Origin of the sequence: Bacillus sp. K2I17, from assembly GCF_002209985.1 — a bacterium.
GTDB classification, from domain to species: Bacteria; Bacillota; Bacilli; order Bacillales; family Bacillaceae_G; genus Bacillus_A; species Bacillus_A wiedmannii.
This window is the reverse complement of sequence record NZ_NJGF01000001.1, coordinates 502848-524361: the sequence shown is the minus strand read 5'-3', so window position 1 is coordinate 524361 and position 21514 is coordinate 502848. Positions and strand designations below refer to the sequence as shown.

The following is a 21514-nucleotide window of genomic DNA, read 5'->3' as shown; positions in this document are numbered from 1 at the left end:
GGGATTTATGAAACAATTATATGGTGTAATCGGAAATCCAATTGGACATTCATTATCGCCAGTTATGCATAACGATGCATTTGAACACTTGAATATGGATGCCCATTATCATGCATTTCTTGTTAAAGAGGAAGTGCTAGGGGAAGCAGTAAGAGGTTTAAAAGCATTAGGTATTTCAGGATTTAATGTAACAACGCCGCACAAAGTTGCTATTATGGATTATTTGGATGAGATTGACCCGCTAGCAAAACAAATTGGTGCAGTAAATACAGTGGTTCATAAGGATGGAAAATTGATTGGCTACAATACAGATGGAATTGGTTTTGTCCGAGCGCTGCAGTCAATTAGTAGTGAACCACTTCAGGAGAAACGTATTTTATTGCTTGGCGCAGGTGGTGCTAGTCGAGCTATTTATTTTTCTCTTGCTGATGTAGGTGTGAAAGAGATTGATGTAGCTAATCGTACAGCAGATAAGGCGAAAGAACTTATTGCTGCATGTACGGCTACTGTTAATTCTGTTGCTTTATCGCTAGAAAAAGCAACAGAAGAACAAGGAAATTATGATATTATCATTCAGACGACAACAATAGGTATGCATCCACGCGTCGAATATACGCCATTACAAATTTCTTCGTTAAAAAAAGGGACGATTGTATCAGATATAATTTATAATCCATTTGAAACGAAAATTTTATGTGAGGCAAAAGAGCAAGGTGCAATGATTCAAAATGGTATTGATATGTTTGTCTATCAAGGTGCACTTGCATTTGAAATGTGGACAGGGCGTGTACCGAATATCGATAGAATGAAACAATTAGTTATAAGAAAGCTTGGAGGCTAACATATATGTTAACAGGAAAACAAAAAAGATTTTTACGTGCACAAGCACATCATTTAACACCAATTTTTCAAGTAGGAAAAGGCGGAGTAAATGAAAATATGATTAAACAAATCGCAGATACTTTAGAAGTTCGTGAACTATTTAAAGTAAGTGTGCTACAAAACTGTGAATTCGATCGTCGTGAAGTTGCAGAAGAACTTGCAAAAGGCGCACGTGCTGAAATCGTTCAAGTAATTGGAAGTACAATCGTTTTATACAAAGAATCTAGAGAAAATAAACAAATTAAACTTCCGCGATCAAAAGAATAGCATATGCTATTTTTTATCGTTAGTGCGTAATGATGTAGAGAGCGAAACCAATTGAACTTTTATTAACAGTGAACTCTCTTCGGATAGGAATGAAGAGAGTTACTGTAGGTAAAAGGAAGGGGCGTTTCTTTTGAGAAAAATTGGCATCATTGGCGGTACATTTGATCCGCCACATTATGGGCATTTGCTAATTGCAAATGAAGTATATCACGCTTTGAATTTAGAAGAAGTATGGTTCTTACCGAACCAAATTCCACCACATAAACAAGGACGGAATATTACAAGTGTAGAAAATCGCTTACAAATGTTAGAGCTTGCGACTGAGGCGGAGGAACATTTTTCTATTTGTTTAGAAGAGCTAAGCAGAAAGGGCCCATCTTATACGTATGACACTATGTTACAATTGACGAAGAAGTATCCGGATGTGCAGTTTCACTTTATTATTGGTGGAGATATGGTTGAGTATTTACCGAAGTGGTATAACATTGAAGCGTTACTCGATCTTGTGACGTTTGTTGGGGTTGCAAGACCTGGTTATACATTGCGTACGCCTTATCCTATCACCACTGTGGAAATTCCGGAGTTTGCAGTTTCTTCATCTTTATTGCGTGAGAGATATAAAGAGAAGAGAACATGTAAATATTTACTTCCCGAAAAAGTACAGGTGTATATCGAGAGGAATGGGTTGTATGAATCGTGAGAAAGCACTTCATATTGTCAAACAACAAATGCATGAAAAACGTTATATACACACAATAGGTGTAATGGAGACAGCAATTGAACTTGCTAAGTTATACGGTGTGGATGAAAAAAAGGCTGAAGTTGCAGCTATATTCCATGATTATGCGAAGTGTAGAGCGATTTCTGAGATGGAAGAGATTATTAAAAGTGAAGATTTGCCGAAAGATTTACTTTGTTATAACAAAGAGTTATGGCATGCACCTGTTGGGGCATACTTAGTAGAAAAAGAAGTAGGCATTACGGATTCTGAAATCCTGCAAGCTATTACATATCATACAAGTGGTCATGAGAAAATGACGATGTTAGATAAAGTAATTTATGTAGCTGATTACATTGAGCCTGGGCGAAAGTTTCCAGGGGTGGAGGAAGCTCGTAAACTCGCATATAAGGATATAAATCAAGCTTTATTATTTGCGTTAAAGCGAACAATTCAATTTTTAATGGAAAAAAATCAAACGATTTATCCATTAACATTCCAAACATACAACGCAGTTATCAAGGAGGAAATTAGTAAATGAAAGATAAAGATTTATTAGTATTAGCAGCAAAAGCGGCTGATGATAAGAGAGCAGAAGATATGGTTGTCCTAAATATGCAAGGTATTTCACCAATTGCAGATTATTTCATTATTTGTCACGGTAACTCAGATAAGCAAGTGCAAGCAATTGCGCGTGAAATTAAATCAAAAGCACATGAGTTTGAAATCGACGTACAACGTATGGAAGGTTTTGACGAAGCACGCTGGGTACTAGTTGACCTTGGAGATGTAGTTGCTCATGTATTCCATAAAGATGAGCGTAATCACTATAATTTAGAGCGTCTTTGGGGCGATGTGCCACGTGAGGATATTACAGACGAGCTAGACCAATGAAATACGAACAATTTGCATTGTTGTACGACGAACTAATGAATGATGTTCCTTATGATAAATGGGTGGAATTCACAGAGGAAAGTTTACAGCAAGCGGATATGAAAGAGGCGAAGATTCTTGATGTAGCATGCGGTACTGGTAATGTAACACTTCCGCTTGTACAAAAGGGTTACGATTTAATCGGTGTCGATCTTTCAGAAGAGATGTTAACGGTCGCTCAGCAAAAACTAGGCGGAGAAGGATACTTTATTCCTTTTTACCAACAAGACATGCGAGAGCTTGACGTTCCAGGTGAGTTTGACTGTGTAACGATCTTTTGTGATTCATTAAACTATGTATTGCAAGAAGATGGAGTGCAAGAAACATTTCGAAGAGTGTTTCACCATTTACGTCAAGATGGTTTGTTTTTATTTGATGTACATTCTTTATATAAAATACATCATGTATTTCAAAATGAAACATACACAGTGAATGGAGAAGAAATATCTCTTATTTGGAATTGCTTCCCTGGTGAAGAATCAAATAGTGTAGAACATGATTTAACATTCTTTGTTCAAGACCCAGAAGAAGATGTGTACCATCGTTTTGACGAATGTCACGTGCAACGTGCATATCAGGTCGAAGAGTTAACGACATGGCTTGAAGAAGCTGGTTTTACCGTGCTTCGCGTCACTGGTGATTTTGAGCGACTTGAAGTTACAGAACAAACAGAGCGTATTTTCTTCATGGCGAAGAAAAACGGATAAAACAAAAGCAACCGAGAAGGTTGCTTTTGTTTTGTAAAGAAGTTGTAATTTTAGTTCTAGCATAATAAGAAGATGATATACGTGAAGTGTGAAAATACTAGTTTAGGTGAAAATGTAATGTAAAAAAGTAAGTATTTATAAAAAGGATTTGGAATGACGATGACGTATTTATTATGTGTGTTTATTGAATTGCTGATCGACGCATTTTAAATCTTCATCAAATTTCTCGTGTGTCCGCTCAATTAATTTATGAAACATATCCCCAACATGTTCTTCTAAAACACGAATGCCTTCTCCTGTAACGCCGCCTTTAACACATACTTTTTCTTGTAAAGTAGGCAATGTGAAAATCTCTTTTTCAAGTAGTTTCCCCATTCCAACGACCATTTCACTTACTAAAGTAGTGGCTTCTTCATGTGTAATATTTGTTTTATCTACAGCAGCGTTAATGAAACATTGTAATAAATAACTAAAGAATGCAGGGCCGCAGCTTGCTATATCAGATGAAACGCGCGTTATATCTTCTTCTATCATAAGAGGAGTAGAAATGTTTTTGAATAGGCGAAATAGCTTTTGTTGCCACTCTTCAGAGCATTTACTTCCAAATGTAAATAGTGATGCGCCAGACAGGGCGCGGTTTGTAATGCTCGGAATGATACGTGCAATGTGGCAAGGTACAAGCGTCTCTAATTGTGACGGAGATATTGGACTTGTGATAGAAACTAAGCACTTTTCATCAGAAAAATGTTCAGCGTATTTTTGTAGGATCGGGTATATATCTATCGGCTTTACGCAAATAAAAATAAGATGTGATCGTTCGATTACCTCATCGATAGTTTTGGCGATATGAACAGAAGGGTGTTTTTCCTTTATATGATATGCTTTGGCGGGCGTTCGATTAATCATTGTAAGGCACGAAGGTTTGACAGCACGGGTTTCTAAAAATGCGTCGATTAGTATATTCCCCATGTTCCCTGTCCCTATAATTCCTATGTTCAATGTTTCATCCCTCCTTCGTAACAGCTTTCTCCTAAACAATATGAATGATGTTATAAATTTATGATTAGAGGTGTAAAATGATGTGGGATTTTCCAAAGAAATGGTTAGGATTAGTAGCTATTATTGGAACTGTACTTTTTCTTCTTTTTTGGAAAACGAACCAGCATACAGAGCGAACGGTCATTGCAACGGATGTTCAAGCGAAAGAGCTAGAGAAGAAAAGTAAACCGAAAATATCGGATACAAAGCAGCAGAAAAAAATAATTGTAATTGATATGAAAGGGGCTGTTGTTAAAGAGGGGGTGTATGAAATGAAAGAAGGGGACCGGGTCAAGGATGCTATTGAAAAGGCAGGTGGTTTTTTACCTGAGGCAGATAGGAAGAAGGTAAATTTAGCACAAATGGTACAAGACCAAATGATCCTTTATGTACCGAATGAAAACGAACAAGTGCAAGAGGTAGCTGCTATTGCAAAGGGGGAGGGGAAAGTTCAAATAAATGCAGCTTCTAAAGAACAACTTGAAAAAATTACAGGCATTGGTTCTCGGAAAGCAGAAAGTATTTTGAAATATCGAGAAGAACATGGTCCTTTTCAGAAAATAGAAGATTTGTTGGAGATTGATGGGATCGGTGTGAAGTCATTGGAAAGAATAAAAGATCAAATTATTATTCCGTAAAAGATTGACGAAGTTTTTCTTCATTCGCTACACTACAAGTAGACAAAAAAGTAGGTGAAAAATATGGAACGAATTTCATGGGATCAATATTTTATGACGCAAAGCCATCTGCTATCTTTACGTAGTACATGTACAAGGCTTGCAGTAGGAGCGACAATCGTTCGTGATAAACGAATTATTGCTGGTGGATATAATGGTTCAATTAAAGGTGGCGTACATTGTATAGATGATGGATGTTACGTTATTGATAATCATTGTGTTCGTACAATTCACGCAGAAATGAATGCTTTATTACAGTGTGCAAAATTCGGTGTGAAAACGGAGGAAGCGGAAATTTATGTTACGCATTTCCCTTGTTTACAATGCTGTAAGGCGATTATTCAAAGTGGTATTACAGCAGTTTATTATGCGCAGGATTATAAAAATCATCCATATGCCGTAGAGTTATTTGAAAAAGCGGATGTGACAGTGAAACACGTTCCGCTAGAATATAATATTGCAGCATTAGAGGATCAAAAGCGTCATATGGAGTTAAAAGAACTATTTGCATCTTTAGAAAAAGAAAACTTATCAATGGAAGAATTACAGCATGTATTCACGAAAGCAAAAATGATGCTATAAGGAGTGAGTATAGTTGTATGGACAATGGGGTTATGTTGCAATCTCATTTATCATAGGGATTGCAATTGCCTTTTCCACTTCAGTTTTATTGCTGACTTGTTGTCTCGTTTTGTATGTTTTCTATTGTTTATACCGTACTTCGCGTAAAACCTTCTTTTTTTGTATGTTAGCGTGTTTTAGTGGCGCTATGTACACTACGTATATTCAAGGGCAAAACAAGCCTCTAGGAGAGTCTTACGAAGTTACAAGGGGGCTAATACAAAATACACCTCTTATTAACGGGGATCGCCTAACATTTCAAGTTGAAGATCAGAATAAAAATATAGTGCAGTTAAGTTACAAAATTAAATCGGCCTTGGAAAAGAAACAACTGCGACAATTACATGCAGGAGTATCATGTGTATTCGAAGGTGAGAGGAAAGAACCACCAATAGCTCGGAACTTTCATGGTTTTAATTACCGTGATTATTTGTATAAGCAAAATATTCATTTCATATTGGAGGCTATACATATTTCTGAATGCCAAAAAACATCGTTGTCACTCGTGCAATGGATTCTTCTTTTGAGACAGCAAGCAATCTCGGGCGTTACAGAAATGTTTCCGGAGCAATCAGGTGCTTTTATGAATGCATTAGTATTTGGTGATAGACAACAAATGACATTTGAAGTTGAAGAGCAATATCAGCAATTTGGTCTTGTACATTTGTTGGCGATTTCAGGATCGCATATCGTATTGTTAATGGTAATTGTGTATTTTATTTTGCTAAGAAGTGGTGTGACGAGGGAGATAGCAACAGTATGTCTTATCTTTTGCATTCCTCTATATATGATTTTAGCAGGAGCATCACCGTCTGTTATAAGAGCTTCTATAACAGGAGTGTTGATGTTGATTGCTTTCATATGTTCTATTCGTTTATCTAGCTTAGATGCTTTAAGTGTTACAGCTATATGTATGCTTATATTTGATCCGTATCTTGTCTTTAATATTGGCTTTCAGTTTTCGTTCGTTGGTAGTTTCGCCTTGCTTTTGTCAGCCCCGCTTTTACTAGATAGTAGCAATGGAGTAATCCGAAATTCCATTTATATTTCTTTTATTTCACAACTCGTTAGTACTCCGATTTTGTTATATCACTTCGGTTATTTTTCTCCATATAGTATTTTTCTTAATATCCTATACGTTCCGTTTTTATCTCTTATTGTATTGCCGTGTAGTATTATCGTTTTGGTATGTATACCGATCGTCCCGTTTCTTGCGAAAGGACTTGCGAATGTACTATCAATAGGTTTGAATCTTTCTAATGATTTTCTAAGTTATTGTGAAAATTTACCGTTTATCCGCCTTGTTTTCGGGCAAACATCTATACTTCTTGTAGCTCTATATTACGCGAGTATTGTTAGTATATTGATGGTTTGGGAAAGGCGGGTGTCGAAGAAAATTATGTTCGTAGCTTCGGGTATATTTCTTTTCGTTTGTACATGTCATTATGTATATCCGTATTTTCGAGAAAGTGGGAGTGTTACATTTCTTGATGTTGGACAGGGAGACGCAATTTTAATTCGCCTCCCGTACGATAAAGAGATTTACCTCATTGATACCGGTGGCACAATGCGTGCAAATAAGGAAGAATGGCAACGGAAAAAGCATGAATTTTCTGTTGGAAATGATATTTTAATCCCTTATTTACAAAAGGAAGGGATTAAAACAATTGATAAATTAATTGTAACGCATGGAGATGCGGATCATATAGGTGCTGCGCAAGAGTTATTATCAAATATAACCGTAAAAGAAGTTGTATTTGGCCGAAAAGAACAAGATGCGGTATTAGAAAAAGTATTAAAGAAACAGGCATTAGAAAAGGAAGTGAAAATAAGTGAAGTGGGGGAAGGAGAGAGTTGGAGCGTAAATGAAGCGGAATTTTTTGTGTTAGCTCCAACAGGAAAAGCGAGAAGTGAAAATAATGCTTCAATTGTAATGTGGGCAAAATTAGGAGGGGCAACGTGGCTGTTTACAGGTGATTTAGAAGAAGAAGGAGAGAAATTTTTAATAGCTACGTATCCAGATTTACGGGCGGATGTTTTAAAGGTTGCTCATCATGGGAGTAATACGTCATCTATAGTGCCTTTTTTGAGCGCTGTACAGCCTGATGTAGCGATTATTTCTGTCGGTGAGCGTAATAGGTATGGGCATCCTCATAAGGAAGTGATAGAGCGTTTGGAGAAGATGGGGATTGAAATATGGCGTACGGATAAGCAAGGCGCTATTTCCTATGTTTTTAAAGTGGAACACGGAACCTTTCGTAGCAAAATCACATATGATGAAACACATGATAGATAAAAAAGAAGACTGCCAGTAAGCAGCAGTCTTTAAGAACCGATAAATTTAATAACAGTTGCAATGATGAAAAGTGTTGCGAAAAAACCAAATGAGACGATAAATCCTACCCCTGAATCAATAGCGTCATTGCGTTTACTTTGAACGTTCTGTTCAAAATCATTCATTTAGAATCCCTCCCCAACATTCCACTTTAGTATAAAATATTGTCAGAAAAAAATCTACAATTTCCATATGAAGAGAAATCGAGCGTTTTTACTACTTTAGATCATTAAGGAACGCGAGTTTTTTGTTTCCAAGCATGTTAACAGTTGGCACTTATACTCGAATTTTTATTGTGAATAATAAAGGGAAGGTGATTACCGCACACCAATAAGAAACCCGGGGCTTATTGCGTGGCGTTTAATATAAATAAAGGAACGGGTCATAAAGCCTGTTCCTTTGTACTTGTAAAACGAAAGCTAGGGCATTAGTATAAATATATATTGCCAAGTTAGGGAGTAGGAAAAAGTATGAGTGATATACATAAAAAGATTAAAAAGAAGCAGTTTGCTCCAGTGTATTTACTGTATGGAACGGAAGCGTTTTTTATAAATGAAACGATAAAGCTTATTACAACAGAAGCGCTTGAAGAGGAAGATCGCGAGTTTAATGTTGTGACATATGATTTAGAAGAAGCGTATTTAGAAGATGTGGTTGAGGATGCACGTACACTTCCTTTTTTCGGGGAACGTAAAGTGATATTAATAAAATCACCACTATTTTTAACTTCACAAAAAGAAAAATTAGAGCAAAATATAAAAATTTTAGAAGAATATATTGGAGAGCCTTCTCCATTTTCTATTCTTGTTTTTGTTGCGCCTTACGAAAAACTTGATGAACGAAAAAAAATTACAAAACTATTAAAGAAAACAGCGGACGTAGTAGAAGCGAATGCGATGCAAGTGCAGGATGTTCAGAAGTGGATTGTTGCTCGTGCAGATGAAGTGCATGTGCATATAGATAATGCAGCTGTTAGTTTGTTGTTAGAGCTTGTGGGAAGTAATGTAACAATGTTGGCGAAGGAAATGGACAAGTTAACGTTATACGTCGGTATGGGCGGAGAGATTACACCGAAACTTGTTGGGGAGCTTGTGCCAAAATCGGTTGAACAAAATGTGTTTGCTTTGACAGAAAAAGTGGTAAAAAAAGATATCGCGGGTGCGATGCAAATTTTGGATGGATTATTTACGCAGCAAGAGGAACCAATTAAACTGCTTGCGTTATTAGTAAGTCAATTCCGCTTGCTCTATCAAGTGAAAGAGTTACAGCAGCGTGGTTATGGACAAAATCAAATTGCGTCTCATATTGGTGTGCATCCATATCGTGTAAAGTTAGCGATGAATCAAACGAAGTTTTTCTCTTTTGAAGAATTAAAAAAAGTGATTATAGAATTAGCGGAAGCTGATTATAGTATGAAGACTGGAAAAATGGATAAGAAACTTGTGCTTGAGTTTTTCTTAATGCGGTTAAATCATATGTGATGAAACAAAAAGTTCACGTGCTTAGCACGTGAACTTTTTGTATATAAAAAAACGATCCAAATGGATCGTTTTTTAAACGCCTTACGCGTTTACTTGTTTCGCTAAGCGAGATTTTTGACGAGCTGCAGCGTTTTGGTGGATAAGACCTTTACGAGCTGCTTTGTCAAGTTTTTTAGAAGCAGTTTTGAAAGCTTCTTTAGCATTTTCAAGATCGTTATTAGTAACTAAAGCTTCTACAGTTTTAACAGCAGAACGCATGTCAGACTTGATAGAAGCGTTATGTGAACGACGCTCTTCGCTAAGTTTAGCGCGTTTGATAGCAGATTTGATGTTTGCCATACTTTTCACCTCCCTGGTGCAATCGAATGACTCGATTCTTAACATAGAACAAGTGATATTCTATCAAACGGTGAAGAGAATTGCAATAGTATATCAATGAAATTTCACGTAAAGGAAAGAATGACCTTATATAACTTTGGGAAATCTAACGATATTTACTATGAATTACGGAGGAGATACGATGAAAGAACCATTAGATTTAAGTAAATATAGTGTTAGAACGGACCTTGCTGTAGAGGCACATGAAATGCTGCAAGAGAGTCAAGAAGAGCAAAAAGGGATACAAGGAGTTATTGTCAAAGAGAGGGAAGAAGAAGGTATTACCATTACAAAAGTAACGATTGATGAAATTGCCTCTGAATCGATGGGTAAAAAACCTGGGAGTTATTTAACGCTTGAAGTACAAGGTATACGTCAACAAGATACGGAACTGCAACAAAAAGTAGAGCGCATTTTTGCAAAAGAATTTTCTTATTTCTTAGAAGAGGTTGGCGTTACGAAAGAAGCGAGTTGTTTAATTGTTGGCCTTGGGAATTGGAATGTAACGCCAGATGCGCTTGGACCAATCGTTGTAGAAAATGTATTGGTAACGAGACATTTGTTTCAATTGCAGCCTGAAAGTGTAGAAGAAGGGTTTAGGCCTGTTAGTGCAATTCGGCCGGGGGTAATGGGAATTACAGGAATCGAAACGAGCGATGTCATTTATGGAATCATTGAGAAGACGAAGCCAGACTTTGTCATTGCAATTGATGCATTAGCTGCCCGCTCTATTGAACGAGTAAATAGTACGATACAAATTTCTGATACGGGAATTCATCCTGGATCGGGTGTTGGGAATAAGCGTAAGGAACTTAGTAAAGAAACATTGGGTATTCCTGTTATCGCCATTGGTGTTCCGACTGTGGTTGATGCAGTTTCGATTACAAGCGATACAATTGATTTTATTTTGAAACATTTTGGACGGGAGATGAAAGAAGGAAACAAACCTTCCCGTTCTTTGTTGCCAGCCGGTTTTACATTTGGAGAAAAGAAAAAATTAACAGAAGAAGATATGCCGGATGAAAAGAGTCGGAATATGTTTTTAGGTGCTGTAGGTACACTGGAAGATGAAGAGAAGAGAAAATTAATTTATGAAGTGTTATCTCCTCTTGGTCATAATTTAATGGTGACTCCGAAAGAAGTGGATGCTTTCATAGAGGATATGGCGAATGTAATAGCGAGTGGTTTAAATGCAGCCTTGCATCATCAAATTGACCAAGATAATACAGGAGCATATACACATTGATGGGAAGAGACGATAATCGTTTAAGCCGTTTTTCGCTTTTATGTATATGTAGTGCGGCCTTATGTTTACTTATGATAATAGCAGGGGTGGCACTTGCTAATCATGGTTTGAAAAGTATGAAAGGTTATCAGCAAATGTCGTATGAACAAATCGCTCATATGACAGGAACAGAGGGTGCGGGTGCTGAATCAGAAATTTTGGGAAGTTCGTTTTCCGTTGCTGAAAAACAAAAACAATTAGAAAGCTTGAAAAGCTTTAATGTTGTAGAAGGAATTGGTATGGCAATAGCAAGTGCTACTTATGAAGTAACAAAGTTCGGAACGGATATAGTTGTTGGGAAAGTGAGAGAGATTTTTAGTTAAGGGTAGCAGGAAGAACGGTTGTCTTACCATTTTGTACGACAGCCGTTTTTAAATTTGAAAAAGGTTTGTCTCTTATGGTTTGTTCGCATAAGATATAAATAGAATGATTTGTATTGTAAGCAGCACGAGTTTTCATTGAATCTTTGCTGCTCTATTGATATAATCAGTGCTAGTGTATATTGGCGAGACTATTAGGAGTTGAGAACATAGATGAACAAAGAAGAAAGAGCAAAAAGACAGTCCAAAATCCGTAATTTCTCTATCATTGCTCATATTGACCACGGAAAATCAACGTTAGCAGACCGTATTTTAGAGAAAACAAACGCGTTAACACAACGTGAAATGAAAGCTCAATTGCTTGACTCTATGGATTTAGAGCGTGAGCGCGGTATTACAATTAAATTAAATGCAGTACAACTAACGTATAAAGCGAAAGACGGTGAAGAGTATATTCTTCACTTAATCGATACTCCAGGACACGTCGACTTTACGTACGAAGTATCTCGTAGTTTAGCGGCTTGTGAAGGTGCGATTCTTGTTGTGGATGCAGCACAAGGGATTGAGGCGCAAACATTAGCGAACGTATATTTAGCGCTTGATAATAATTTAGAAATATTACCAGTTATTAATAAGATCGACTTACCAAGTGCGGACCCAGAACGTGTACGTCAAGAGGTAGAAGATGTAATTGGTTTAGATGCATCGGAAGCTGTACTTGCTTCAGCGAAAGCTGGTATTGGTATTGAAGATATTTTAGAACAAATCGTTGAAAAGGTACCAGCTCCAACAGGGGATTCAGAAGAGCCTTTACAATGTATGATTTTCGATTCTTTATATGACCCGTACCGCGGTGTAATTGCATATATCCGTGTTGTAAATGGAACGGTAAAAGTTGGCGATAAAGTACGTATGATGGCAACTGGAAAAGAATTTGAAGTAACAGAAGTAGGTGTGTTTACACCGAAAACAACGCAACGTGACGAGTTAACAGTAGGTGATGTAGGTTTCTTAGCAGCATCTATTAAAAACGTAGGTGATACACGCGTAGGTGATACGATCACACATGCAAAACGTCCGGCTGCAGAGGCGTTAGCAGGTTATCGTAAATTAAACCCGATGGTATTCTGTGGTTTATATCCAATCGATTCTGCACGTTACAACGACTTACGTGATGCGTTAGAAAAATTAGAGTTAAACGATTCTGCTCTTGAGTTTGAACCAGAAACATCTCAAGCGCTAGGATTTGGTTTCCGTTGTGGTTTCTTAGGACTTCTTCACATGGAAATCATTCAAGAACGTATTGAACGTGAATTTAAAATCGATTTAATTACAACAGCACCAAGCGTTATTTATAAAGTTTATTTAACGAACGGTGAAGATGTTATTGTTGATAATCCATCTAATATGCCAGATCCACAGTCTATTGATCGTGTAGAAGAGCCGTTTGTGAAGGCTTCAATTATGGTTCCGAATGACTATGTTGGAGCTGTAATGGAAATTTGCCAAGGTAAACGTGGAACGTTTATTGATATGCAATATTTAGATGAAACACGTGTTACACTAACATACGAAATCCCGTTATCAGAAATCGTATATGACTTCTTCGATCAGTTGAAATCAAATACGAAAGGATATGCATCGTTTGACTACGAGTTAATTGGTTACAAACCATCGAAACTTGTGAAAATGGATATTCTTTTAAATAACGAACAAGTCGATGCTCTATCATTTATCGTACACCGTGATTCAGCGTATGATCGTGGTAAAGTAATCGTAGAGAAATTAAAAGAATTAATTCCAAGACAACAGTTCGAAGTACCAATTCAGGCGACTATCGGAAACAAGGTTGTAGCACGTTCTACAATTAAGGCAATGCGTAAAAACGTACTTGCGAAATGTTACGGTGGTGACATTTCTCGTAAGCGTAAACTTCTTGATAAGCAAAAAGAAGGTAAAAAACGTATGAAGTCTGTTGGTTCTGTAGAAGTACCGCAAGAAGCATTCATGGCTGTACTGAAAATGGATGACAACTAATAATTGATTGTTATTTCATGCGGATTGAGATAAAAAAAGAAGTCGTTTATACGGCTTCTTTTTTATGTATAATTACTTTTTAGACAACGTAGCTTCTCTCATTTACAATAGTGAGGTGGCTATATTTATGAATGATTGATATAGAGTTAGGAGACTATTAATGTCCGAAAATATTCGAAAAGATATTCACGAAAAAATACAAAATGGCAATTTTAATTGTGAAAAGGAATTGACGCTTTCTATTATTAGCGGGAAGTGGAAAGTTGTGATACTGTGGCATCTTGGTGTGGAAGGGCCTCATCGTTTTAGTGAATTACAACGATTATTCCCAAGCATTTCTCATAAAGTTTTGTCGAACCAATTAAAAGAGTTAATGGAAGATGGGATTGTTGACCGAACGGTATACCCAGAAATTCCTCCGCGAGTAGAGTATTATATGACGGAATTAGGCATGTCGCTTTTACCGATTGTTGAAATGATGTATGATTGGGGAAAAATGCGAATGGAACAAATTCGTAATACGTTAGAGAAGTGAAGATTCCTCCGGAGTGCGGAGGTTTTCTTTTTAGAAAGGTAGGAGTTATATTTGGTTCAAGCTGCATATATTCATATTCCATTTTGTCAGCATATTTGTCACTATTGTGATTTTAATAAAGTGTTTATTGAACGCCAACCGGTCGATCAATATTTAGAGTATTTAGAGAAAGAAATAATAAATACAGTTCAAAAAGTACCGTTTGATAGTATGAAAACGATTTTTGTTGGTGGAGGAACTCCGACAGCGTTAAATATGGAACAGACAAAAAAGTTACTAGATATTATAAACCGTCGCTTACGTCCGTTTGCTCCAAATTGTGAATTAACATTTGAAGCGAATCCAGGTGATTTACCAAAAGAGAAGTTAAATGTATTGCTAGAAGGTGGAGTGAACCGAATTAGTTTTGGTGTGCAAACATTTCGGGATGAGTTGCTTGAGAAAATTGGGCGTAAGCATACGAGGGAAGATGCATTTGTAGCAATTAGAGAAGCGCAGGAAGTGGGCTTTGAAAATATAAATGTAGATATTATTTATGCTCTGCCAGGGCAGACGATAGAAGATGTAAAAGAAACATTAGACATTGCTTTTACGCTTGGTGTACAACATTTCTCAGCATATTCATTAATTGTGGAACCGAAAACTGTGTTTTATAACTTAATGAATAAAGGGAAATTAAGACTTCCAGGTGAAGATCATGAAGCAAAAATGTATGAAATGGTAATGGATGAAATGGAGAAACACGGCTATAGCCAGTATGAAATTAGCAATTTCTCAAAAGGTGATAATGAAAGTAGACACAATCTCACATACTGGAATAATGAGGAGTATTATGGATTTGGAGCTGGAGCGCATAGTTATGTAAATGGAGAACGTATCCAAAATGTAGGGCCGCTCAAGCAATATTTCAATAAAATCGATGAAACTGGATTTCCGTATTTAGATGTTCACGCGGTGACGGAGAAAGAAAGGATGGAAGAAGAGTTGTTCTTAGGACTTCGAAAAACACAAGGTGTATCTAAAATATTGTTTCAAAAGAAATTTAATATGGAGATGAATCAAGTTTTCGCGAAGCAGTTGCAAAAAAATCAAGAACAAGGATTGCTTGAAGAGAAAGATGGATATGTTCGTTTAACGCGAAAAGGAAAATTATTAGGGAATGAAGTATTCCAATCATTTTTGATTGACTAATTAAATGTTCCATAAACGTGAAAAAGTTTCATTATTTCGTGACGTTTCCGTTGACAATTGAATGTCAATTTTGGTAAGTTATTAATAGATTTAGCACTCGAAGACAAAGAGTGCTAACAGAGGTGATGATGAGATGCTTACGGAACGTCAGCTCTTAATTTTACAAACAATTATTGATGACTTTATTGGATCAGCGCAACCTGTTGGGTCGAGGACGTTGGCTAAGAAAGATGAAATTACGTTTAGTTCAGCTACTATTCGAAATGAAATGGCTGATTTAGAGGAACTAGGATTTATTGAGAAAACGCATAGTTCTTCAGGACGTGTTCCTTCTGAAAAAGGATATCGTTTTTATGTAGACCATCTTTTAGCGCCGCAAAACTTACCGAACGATGAAATTGTACAAATTAAAGATTTATTTGCTGAAAGAATTTTTGAAGCGGAAAAGATTGCACAGCAATCTGCTCAAATTTTATCAGAGCTTACGAATTATACGGCCATTGTTCTTGGACCGAAGTTAAGCACAAATAAACTTAAAAACGTACAAATTGTACCGCTTGATCGTCAAACTGCAGTCGCTATTATTGTAACTGATACAGGGCATGTACAAAGCAAAACGATTACCGTTCCGGAATCTGTTGATTTATCAGATTTAGAAAAAATGGTTAATATTTTAAATGAAAAGCTGTCGGGTGTACCAATGGCAGAACTGCATAACAAAATCTTTAAAGAGATTGTTACAGTTTTACGTGGATATGTTCATAATTACGATAGTGCAATAAAAATGTTAGATGGTACATTTCAAGTTCCTTTATCGGAAAAGATATACTTTGGAGGCAAAGCAAATATGCTCTCGCAACCAGAGTTCCATGACATTCACAAAGTAAGATCCTTGCTGACGATGATTGATAATGAAGCCGAGTTTTATGACATTTTGCGTCATAAACAAGTAGGTATTCAAGTGAACATTGGTAGGGAAAACTCTGCGACGGCCATGGAAGATTGTAGTTTAATTTCTGCAACATATTCGATTGGAGAAGAACAGCTTGGAACAATTGCTATTTTAGGTCCGACAAGAATGCAATACTCTCGGGTAATTAGTTTGTTACAGTTATTTACGAGACAATTTACTGATGGACTTAAAAAGTAAATGAGAGTAATACATTCGCTCAAGTAATGAAATTTTCATTGCTGTGTGTAATATATAATGCTTAAGGAATTGTGTTCAGCATAATACCTAATACCTTTTAAGGAGGTGAATATTGTGGAAGAGCGTAACGAACAAGTGGTAGAAGAAGTAAAAGAAGCGCAAGTTGAAGAAGCTGTCACGACAGAAAACAGTGAAAAAACTGTAGAAGAAAAAAGTGAGGCTGCTCTTTTACAAGAAAAAGTAGATGAGTTACAAGCGAAGCTAACGGAAACGGAAGGTCGCACATTACGTCTACAAGCTGATTTTGAAAATTATAAGCGTCGTGTCCAAATGGATAAACAGGCTGCTGAAAAATATAGAGCACAAAGTCTAGTTTCAGATATTTTGCCAGCTCTTGATAATTTTGAAAGAGCGATGCAAGTGGAAGCAACTGATGAGCAAACGAAATCCTTGTTACAAGGTATGGAAATGGTGCATCGTCAATTGCTAGAAGCGTTGACTAAAGAAGGCGTTGAAGCGATTGAAGCTGTTGGTAAACAGTTTGATCCTAATGAACACCAAGCTATTATGCAAGTGGAAGATAGTGAATTTGAATCAAACGCGGTAGTTGAAGAATTCCAAAAAGGTTATAAACTAAAAGACCGTGTGATTCGCCCATCAATGGTAAAAGTAAATCAATAATTTACATAAAAGTAGGAGGATTCGCCATGAGTAAAATTATCGGTATTGACTTAGGTACAACAAACTCTTGTGTAGCTGTTATGGAAGGTGGAGAACCAAAGGTTATCCCAAATCCAGAAGGAAACCGTACAACACCTTCTGTTGTAGCTTTCAAAAATGAAGAGCGTCAAGTTGGGGAAGTTGCAAAGCGTCAAGCAATTACAAACCCAAATACAATCATGTCTGTTAAACGTCATATGGGTACAGACTACAAAGTAGAAGTTGAAGGTAAAGATTATACACCTCAAGAAATTTCTGCAATCATTTTACAAAACTTAAAAGCTTCTGCTGAAGCATACTTAGGTGAAACAGTAACGAAAGCTGTTATTACAGTACCTGCATACTTCAACGATGCAGAACGTCAAGCAACAAAAGATGCTGGTCGTATCGCTGGTTTAGAAGTTGAGCGTATCATTAACGAACCAACAGCAGCAGCGCTTGCTTACGGTTTAGAAAAACAAGATGAAGAGCAAAAAATCTTAGTATATGACTTAGGTGGCGGTACATTTGACGTATCTATCCTTGAGTTAGCAGATGGAACATTCGAAGTTATTTCAACTGCTGGTGACAACCGTCTTGGTGGAGATGACTTTGACCAAGTTATTATTGACCACTTAGTAGCTGAGTTCAAAAAAGAAAATAACATTGATTTAAGCCAAGATAAAATGGCACTTCAACGTTTGAAAGATGCAGCTGAAAAAGCGAAAAAAGATCTTTCTGGCGTAACACAAACACAAATTTCATTACCATTCATTAGTGCTGGAGCTGCTGGTCCATTACACTTAGAATTAACGTTAACAAGAGCGAAATTCGAAGAGATTTCAGCAGGTCTTGTTGAAAGAACGTTAGAGCCAACTCGTCGTGCATTAAAAGACGCTGGTTTTGCTCCAAGTGAATTAGATAAAGTTATCCTTGTTGGTGGATCTACTCGTATCCCAGCTGTACAAGAAGCTATTAAACGTGAAACTGGTAAAGAACCATATAAAGGTGTAAACCCTGATGAAGTTGTAGCATTAGGTGCTGCAGTTCAAGGTGGCGTACTTACTGGTGATGTAGAAGGCGTACTATTATTAGACGTAACTCCACTTTCTTTAGGTATTGAAACTATGGGTGGTGTGTTCACGAAATTAATCGAGCGTAACACTACAATTCCAACAAGTAAGTCACAAGTATTCTCAACAGCTGCTGATAACCAACCGGCAGTAGATATTCACGTATTACAAGGTGAGCGTCCAATGTCAGCTGACAACAAAACATTAGGTCGTTTCCAATTAACAGACCTTCCACCAGCACCACGTGGTATTCCACAAATCGAAGTAACATTCGATATTGATGCGAACGGTATCGTTAACGTACGTGCAAAAGACTTAGGAACAAGCAAAGAGCAAACTATCACAATCCAATCTTCTTCAGGTCTTTCTGATGAAGAAGTAGATCGTATGGTACAAGAAGCGGAAGCAAATGCTGACGCTGACCAAAAACGTAAGGAAGAAGTTGAACTTCGTAACGAAGCTGACCAACTTGTATTCCAAACGGATAAAGTTGTAAAAGATTTAGAAGGTAAAGTGGATGCGGCTGAAGTTGCAAAAGCAACAGAAGCGAAAGAAGCATTACAAGCTGCGATCGAGAAGAACGAGCTTGAGGAAATCCGTGCGAAAAAAGACGCTTTACAAGAAATCGTACAACAATTAACTGTTAAATTATACGAGCAAGCTCAAGCAGCTGCAGGGCAAGCAGAAGGTGCACAAGGAGCACAAGATGCTGGCGCGAAGAAAGACAATGTAGTAGACGCTGAGTTCGAAGAAGTAAAAGAAGATAAGTAATATAAATAAGTAAGATGACAAAAAGTCAAAGTCAAGCGTGCCTTGACTTTGGCTTTTTTCACGAATGAAAAGAAAAGTGTGAGGTTCTTAAGTTTTTTACTTTGCATACTGTAAGTGAGGAAACTTTGTTGCAAAGCACTTTCTTTCGGTGTTAAAATTACGTTTATGTGAAAGATTCGGGGGTTGTAAATTTATGAGTAAACGAGACTATTATGAGGTCCTTGGACTTAGCCAGGGTGCTTCAAAAGATGAAATAAAAAAAGCGTATCGTCGTTTGGCTAAAAAATACCATCCAGACGTAAGTAAAGAAGAAAATGCAATTGAAAAGTTTAAAGAAGTACAAGAAGCATACGAAGTATTAAGCGACGATCAAAAGCGCGCGCAATATGATCAATTTGGTCATGCTGGTGCAAATCAAGGTTTCGGTGGCTTTGGCGGCGGAGGAGACTTCGGCGGTGGCTTCGGTTTCGAAGATATCTTTAGTTCGTTCTTTGGCGGCGGTGGCGGTAGACGTCGTGATCCAAATGCTCCGCGTCAAGGTGCTGACTTACAATATCAAGTTACTTTAGAGTTTGAGGAAGCTATTTTTGGTAAAGAATTAAATGTTGAGATTCCAGTAGAAGATCCATGTGATACTTGTAAAGGTAGCGGAGCGAAACCAGGAACTTCAAAAGAAACATGTAAACATTGTTCAGGATCAGGGCAAGTAAGTGTAGAACAAAATACACCATTTGGTCGTATCGTAAACCGTCAAGCTTGTGGTCATTGTTCAGGAACTGGTCAAATGATTAAAGAAAAATGTACGACATGTCACGGTTCTGGTAAAGTACGTAAACGTAAAAAAATCAATGTTAAAATTCCAGCAGGTATTGATAATGGTCAACAAATTCGTGTATCTGGAAAAGGTGAAGCGGGCGTAAATGGCGGACCGGCAGGAGATTTATATGTTGTTGTTCATGTGAGAAATCATGAATTCTTTGAGCGTGAAGGAGATCACATTATTTGTGAAATGCCATTAACATTTGCGCAAATGGCACTTGGTGCTGAAGTGGAAGTTCCTACTGTTCATGGGAAAGTGAAGCTGAAAATTCCAGCAGGAACACAAACAGGAACAGAATTCCGCTTAAAAGGAAAAGGTGCTCCGAACGTACGTGGATACGGTCAAGGAGATCAATATGTAGTCGTTCGTGTTGTTGTACCGACGAAATTAACTTCACATCAAAAAGAGTTATTACGTGAATTTGCGGGACAAGAAGAGCAGGATGATAGTTTATTTGGAAAGCTTAAACGTGCTTTCAAAGGGGAATAATGGAAATGAAAAATGGAGTTGGTAAATTGTGAAATGGTCAGAAGTTAGTATTCATACAACAGAAGAAGCAGTAGAAGCTGTCTCTCATATTTTACATGAAGCTGGTGCTAGTGGAGTTGCGATTGAGGATCCAGCGGAGTTGACGAAAGAGCGCGAGCAACAATATGGTGAAATTTATGCATTGAACCCAGATGAATATCCGGCGGAAGGTGTATTAATAAAAGCATATTTCCCACAAACGGATTCTTTACAGGAAACGATTGCGGGTGTAAAATCATCTATTGATATGCTTCCATCTTACGACATCGAAATTGGTACTGGAAATATTACCGTTAACGAAGTCAATGAAGAAGATTGGGCTACTGCTTGGAAAAAATATTACCATCCAGTACAAATTTCTGATACATTCACAATTGTGCCGACGTGGGAAGAATATACACCAGCTTCTCCGGAAGAAAAAATTATTGAATTAGATCCAGGTATGGCGTTTGGAACAGGAACTCATCCGACAACAACGATGTGTATTCGTGCTTTAGAAAAAACAGTTCAGCCAGGTGATACTGTCATTGATGTAGGAACAGGTTCTGGTGTACTTAGTATTGCAGCGGCAAAATTAGGTGCGTCTTCTGTTCAAGCGTATGATTTAGATCCGGTTGCAGTGGAAAGTGCAGAAATGAATGTACGTTTAAATAAAACAGATGATATCGTGTCTGTTGGGCAAAATAGTCTTTTAGAAGGTATTGAAGGTCCTGTTGATCTAATCGTAGCTAACTTATTAGCAGAAATTATTCTTTTATTCCCTGAGGATGCAGCAAGAGTTGTGAAGTCGGGCGGATTATTTATTACATCGGGCATTATTGCAGCGAAGGAAAAGATAATTTCTGAAGCGCTAGAAAAAGCTGGATTTACAATTGAAGAAGTATTACGAATGGAAGATTGGGTAGCAATTATTGCACGAAATGCGTAATATAGATTTTAGTTTATAATGAAAAGGGGAGTCTCTCACTATAAGGTGAGGGACTTGCCGTTTGTTATATGAAAAAATGATAACGTTTCGTTCCTTTCGTAAGTGTTGACTTACGAAAGGAACGAAACTCTACTAAGGTG

Annotated in this window: 23 protein-coding genes; 20 read left to right on the top strand and 3 right to left on the bottom strand. The window is 37.3% G+C overall.

The window, feature by feature from the left end; genetic code table 11:
- Window positions 1–7 precede the first annotated feature (7 nt).
- The 6 genes from aroE (at window position 8) to CER22_RS02970 (ending at window position 3507) form a co-directional block, all read left to right on the top strand.
- Entirely contained in the window at window positions 8–841 is an 834-nt protein-coding gene (aroE, locus tag CER22_RS02995) for a shikimate dehydrogenase (protein ID WP_000812092.1), read from the top strand.
- A gap of 5 nt (window positions 842–846) precedes the next feature.
- Window positions 847–1149, top strand: coding sequence for a ribosome assembly RNA-binding protein YhbY (yhbY, locus tag CER22_RS02990; RefSeq protein ID WP_000955225.1), 303 nt, complete (start codon window positions 847–849; stop codon window positions 1147–1149).
- Between the two features lie 130 nt (window positions 1150–1279).
- A complete protein-coding gene (gene nadD / locus CER22_RS02985) occupies window positions 1280–1849 on the top strand; it encodes a nicotinate-nucleotide adenylyltransferase (protein ID WP_001226041.1) in 570 nt (189 codons plus the stop codon).
- Complete coding sequence (gene yqeK, locus CER22_RS02980) at window positions 1839–2408, top strand: bis(5'-nucleosyl)-tetraphosphatase (symmetrical) YqeK (RefSeq protein ID WP_088608160.1); 570 nt, start codon at window positions 1839–1841, stop codon at window positions 2406–2408. Before nadD ends, yqeK begins: the two co-directional genes overlap by 11 nt.
- Window positions 2405–2761 (top strand): ribosome silencing factor, encoded by a 357-nt coding sequence (gene rsfS / locus CER22_RS02975; RefSeq protein ID WP_000653202.1) that lies wholly within the window; start codon window positions 2405–2407, stop codon window positions 2759–2761. The genes yqeK and rsfS overlap by 4 nt, the downstream gene beginning before the upstream one ends.
- Window positions 2758–3507 (top strand): class I SAM-dependent methyltransferase, encoded by a 750-nt coding sequence (locus CER22_RS02970; RefSeq protein WP_000873071.1) that lies wholly within the window; start codon window positions 2758–2760, stop codon window positions 3505–3507. The genes rsfS and CER22_RS02970 overlap by 4 nt, the downstream gene beginning before the upstream one ends.
- Before the next feature lie 171 nt (window positions 3508–3678).
- Here the strand turns inward: CER22_RS02970 and comER are convergent, their stop codons facing one another.
- The gene (comER, locus tag CER22_RS02965; protein ID WP_001020561.1) at window positions 3679–4506 is read right to left on the bottom strand and encodes a late competence protein ComER; all 828 of its coding nucleotides are present in this window, start codon (window positions 4504–4506) and stop codon (window positions 3679–3681) included.
- Window positions 4507–4583: 77 nt separating this feature from the next.
- Here comER and CER22_RS02960 point away from each other — a divergent pair, with 77 nt between their 5' ends.
- The 3 genes from CER22_RS02960 to CER22_RS02950 all read left to right on the top strand — a co-directional run bounded on the left by CER22_RS02960 (window position 4584) and on the right by CER22_RS02950 (window position 8139).
- Window positions 4584–5183, top strand: coding sequence for a helix-hairpin-helix domain-containing protein (locus CER22_RS02960; RefSeq protein ID WP_000989940.1), 600 nt, complete (start codon window positions 4584–4586; stop codon window positions 5181–5183).
- A 63-nt stretch (window positions 5184–5246) separates the two neighbouring features.
- A complete protein-coding gene (locus tag CER22_RS02955; RefSeq protein ID WP_000439780.1) occupies window positions 5247–5804 on the top strand; it encodes a ComE operon protein 2 in 558 nt (185 codons plus the stop codon).
- 13 nt (window positions 5805–5817) lie between these two features.
- Window positions 5818–8139: a DNA internalization-related competence protein ComEC/Rec2 gene (locus tag CER22_RS02950; protein WP_088608159.1), complete on the top strand. Its 2322-nt coding sequence runs from the start codon at window positions 5818–5820 to the stop codon at window positions 8137–8139.
- A gap of 29 nt (window positions 8140–8168) precedes the next feature.
- Here CER22_RS02950 and CER22_RS02945 read toward each other — a convergent pair whose 3' ends face one another.
- The gene (locus CER22_RS02945) at window positions 8169–8303 is read right to left on the bottom strand and encodes a YqzM family protein (protein ID WP_000997609.1); all 135 of its coding nucleotides are present in this window, start codon (window positions 8301–8303) and stop codon (window positions 8169–8171) included.
- Window positions 8304–8648: 345 nt separating this feature from the next.
- Here CER22_RS02945 and holA point away from each other — a divergent pair, with 345 nt between their 5' ends.
- Window positions 8649–9659 carry a DNA polymerase III subunit delta gene (gene holA, locus CER22_RS02940; RefSeq protein WP_001279932.1) on the top strand — a complete coding sequence of 337 codons (1011 nt, stop codon included), beginning with the start codon at window positions 8649–8651 and terminating at the stop codon, window positions 9657–9659.
- Between the two features lie 81 nt (window positions 9660–9740).
- Here holA and rpsT read toward each other — a convergent pair whose 3' ends face one another.
- Window positions 9741–9998, bottom strand: a complete 258-nt coding sequence (rpsT, locus tag CER22_RS02935) for a 30S ribosomal protein S20 (RefSeq protein ID WP_001274014.1) — start codon at window positions 9996–9998, stop codon at window positions 9741–9743.
- Between the two features lie 181 nt (window positions 9999–10179).
- On the opposite strand from rpsT, the gene gpr reads away from it, so the two are divergent.
- The 10 genes from gpr to prmA all read left to right on the top strand — a co-directional run bounded on the left by gpr (window position 10180) and on the right by prmA (window position 21374).
- A complete protein-coding gene (gpr, locus tag CER22_RS02930) occupies window positions 10180–11283 on the top strand; it encodes a GPR endopeptidase (RefSeq protein ID WP_000662625.1) in 1104 nt (367 codons plus the stop codon).
- Window positions 11280–11645 (top strand): YqxA family protein, encoded by a 366-nt coding sequence (locus CER22_RS02925; RefSeq protein ID WP_002107663.1) that lies wholly within the window; start codon window positions 11280–11282, stop codon window positions 11643–11645. The genes gpr and CER22_RS02925 overlap by 4 nt, the downstream gene beginning before the upstream one ends.
- 210 nt (window positions 11646–11855) lie before the next feature.
- On the top strand, window positions 11856–13679 hold the full coding sequence (gene lepA, locus CER22_RS02920; RefSeq protein ID WP_001030960.1) for an elongation factor 4: 1824 nt from the start codon (window positions 11856–11858) through the stop codon (window positions 13677–13679).
- Between the two features lie 160 nt (window positions 13680–13839).
- Window positions 13840–14214: a winged helix-turn-helix transcriptional regulator gene (locus CER22_RS02915; RefSeq protein ID WP_001293536.1), complete on the top strand. Its 375-nt coding sequence runs from the start codon at window positions 13840–13842 to the stop codon at window positions 14212–14214.
- Between the two features lie 51 nt (window positions 14215–14265).
- Window positions 14266–15405, top strand: coding sequence for a radical SAM family heme chaperone HemW (gene hemW / locus CER22_RS02910; RefSeq protein WP_088608158.1), 1140 nt, complete (start codon window positions 14266–14268; stop codon window positions 15403–15405).
- A 133-nt stretch (window positions 15406–15538) separates the two neighbouring features.
- The gene (hrcA, locus tag CER22_RS02905; RefSeq protein WP_000954947.1) at window positions 15539–16555 is read left to right on the top strand and encodes a heat-inducible transcriptional repressor HrcA; all 1017 of its coding nucleotides are present in this window, start codon (window positions 15539–15541) and stop codon (window positions 16553–16555) included.
- 114 nt (window positions 16556–16669) lie between these two features.
- The gene (grpE, locus tag CER22_RS02900) at window positions 16670–17236 is read left to right on the top strand and encodes a nucleotide exchange factor GrpE (RefSeq protein WP_000392716.1); all 567 of its coding nucleotides are present in this window, start codon (window positions 16670–16672) and stop codon (window positions 17234–17236) included.
- Window positions 17237–17262: 26 nt separating this feature from the next.
- Complete coding sequence (dnaK, locus tag CER22_RS02895) at window positions 17263–19098, top strand: chaperone protein DnaK (RefSeq protein WP_000034697.1); 1836 nt, start codon at window positions 17263–17265, stop codon at window positions 19096–19098.
- 193 nt (window positions 19099–19291) lie between these two features.
- Window positions 19292–20407, top strand: coding sequence for a chaperone protein DnaJ (gene dnaJ / locus CER22_RS02890; RefSeq protein ID WP_000043954.1), 1116 nt, complete (start codon window positions 19292–19294; stop codon window positions 20405–20407).
- A gap of 28 nt (window positions 20408–20435) precedes the next feature.
- The gene (prmA, locus tag CER22_RS02885; RefSeq protein ID WP_000872122.1) at window positions 20436–21374 is read left to right on the top strand and encodes a 50S ribosomal protein L11 methyltransferase; all 939 of its coding nucleotides are present in this window, start codon (window positions 20436–20438) and stop codon (window positions 21372–21374) included.
- Window positions 21375–21514: the final 140 nt, after the last annotated feature.

Coding starts and splice junctions, on each gene's coding strand:
- aroE (WP_000812092.1), top strand. CDS start 8: ATGAAACAATTATATGGTGTAATCGGAAATCCAATTGGACATTCATTA.
- yhbY (WP_000955225.1), top strand. CDS start 847: ATGTTAACAGGAAAACAAAAAAGATTTTTACGTGCACAAGCACATCAT.
- yqeK (WP_088608160.1), top strand. CDS start 1,839: ATGAATCGTGAGAAAGCACTTCATATTGTCAAACAACAAATGCATGAA.
- rsfS (WP_000653202.1), top strand. CDS start 2,405: ATGAAAGATAAAGATTTATTAGTATTAGCAGCAAAAGCGGCTGATGAT.
- CER22_RS02970 (WP_000873071.1), top strand. CDS start 2,758: ATGAAATACGAACAATTTGCATTGTTGTACGACGAACTAATGAATGAT.
- CER22_RS02960 (WP_000989940.1), top strand. CDS start 4,584: ATGATGTGGGATTTTCCAAAGAAATGGTTAGGATTAGTAGCTATTATT.
- CER22_RS02955 (WP_000439780.1), top strand. CDS start 5,247: ATGGAACGAATTTCATGGGATCAATATTTTATGACGCAAAGCCATCTG.
- CER22_RS02945 (WP_000997609.1), bottom strand. CDS start 8,303: ATGAATGATTTTGAACAGAACGTTCAAAGTAAACGCAATGACGCTATT.
- holA (WP_001279932.1), top strand. CDS start 8,649: ATGAGTGATATACATAAAAAGATTAAAAAGAAGCAGTTTGCTCCAGTG.
- rpsT (WP_001274014.1), bottom strand. CDS start 9,998: ATGGCAAACATCAAATCTGCTATCAAACGCGCTAAACTTAGCGAAGAG.
- gpr (WP_000662625.1), top strand. CDS start 10,180: ATGAAAGAACCATTAGATTTAAGTAAATATAGTGTTAGAACGGACCTT.
- lepA (WP_001030960.1), top strand. CDS start 11,856: ATGAACAAAGAAGAAAGAGCAAAAAGACAGTCCAAAATCCGTAATTTC.
- CER22_RS02915 (WP_001293536.1), top strand. CDS start 13,840: ATGTCCGAAAATATTCGAAAAGATATTCACGAAAAAATACAAAATGGC.
- hrcA (WP_000954947.1), top strand. CDS start 15,539: ATGCTTACGGAACGTCAGCTCTTAATTTTACAAACAATTATTGATGAC.
- dnaK (WP_000034697.1), top strand. CDS start 17,263: ATGAGTAAAATTATCGGTATTGACTTAGGTACAACAAACTCTTGTGTA.
- dnaJ (WP_000043954.1), top strand. CDS start 19,292: ATGAGTAAACGAGACTATTATGAGGTCCTTGGACTTAGCCAGGGTGCT.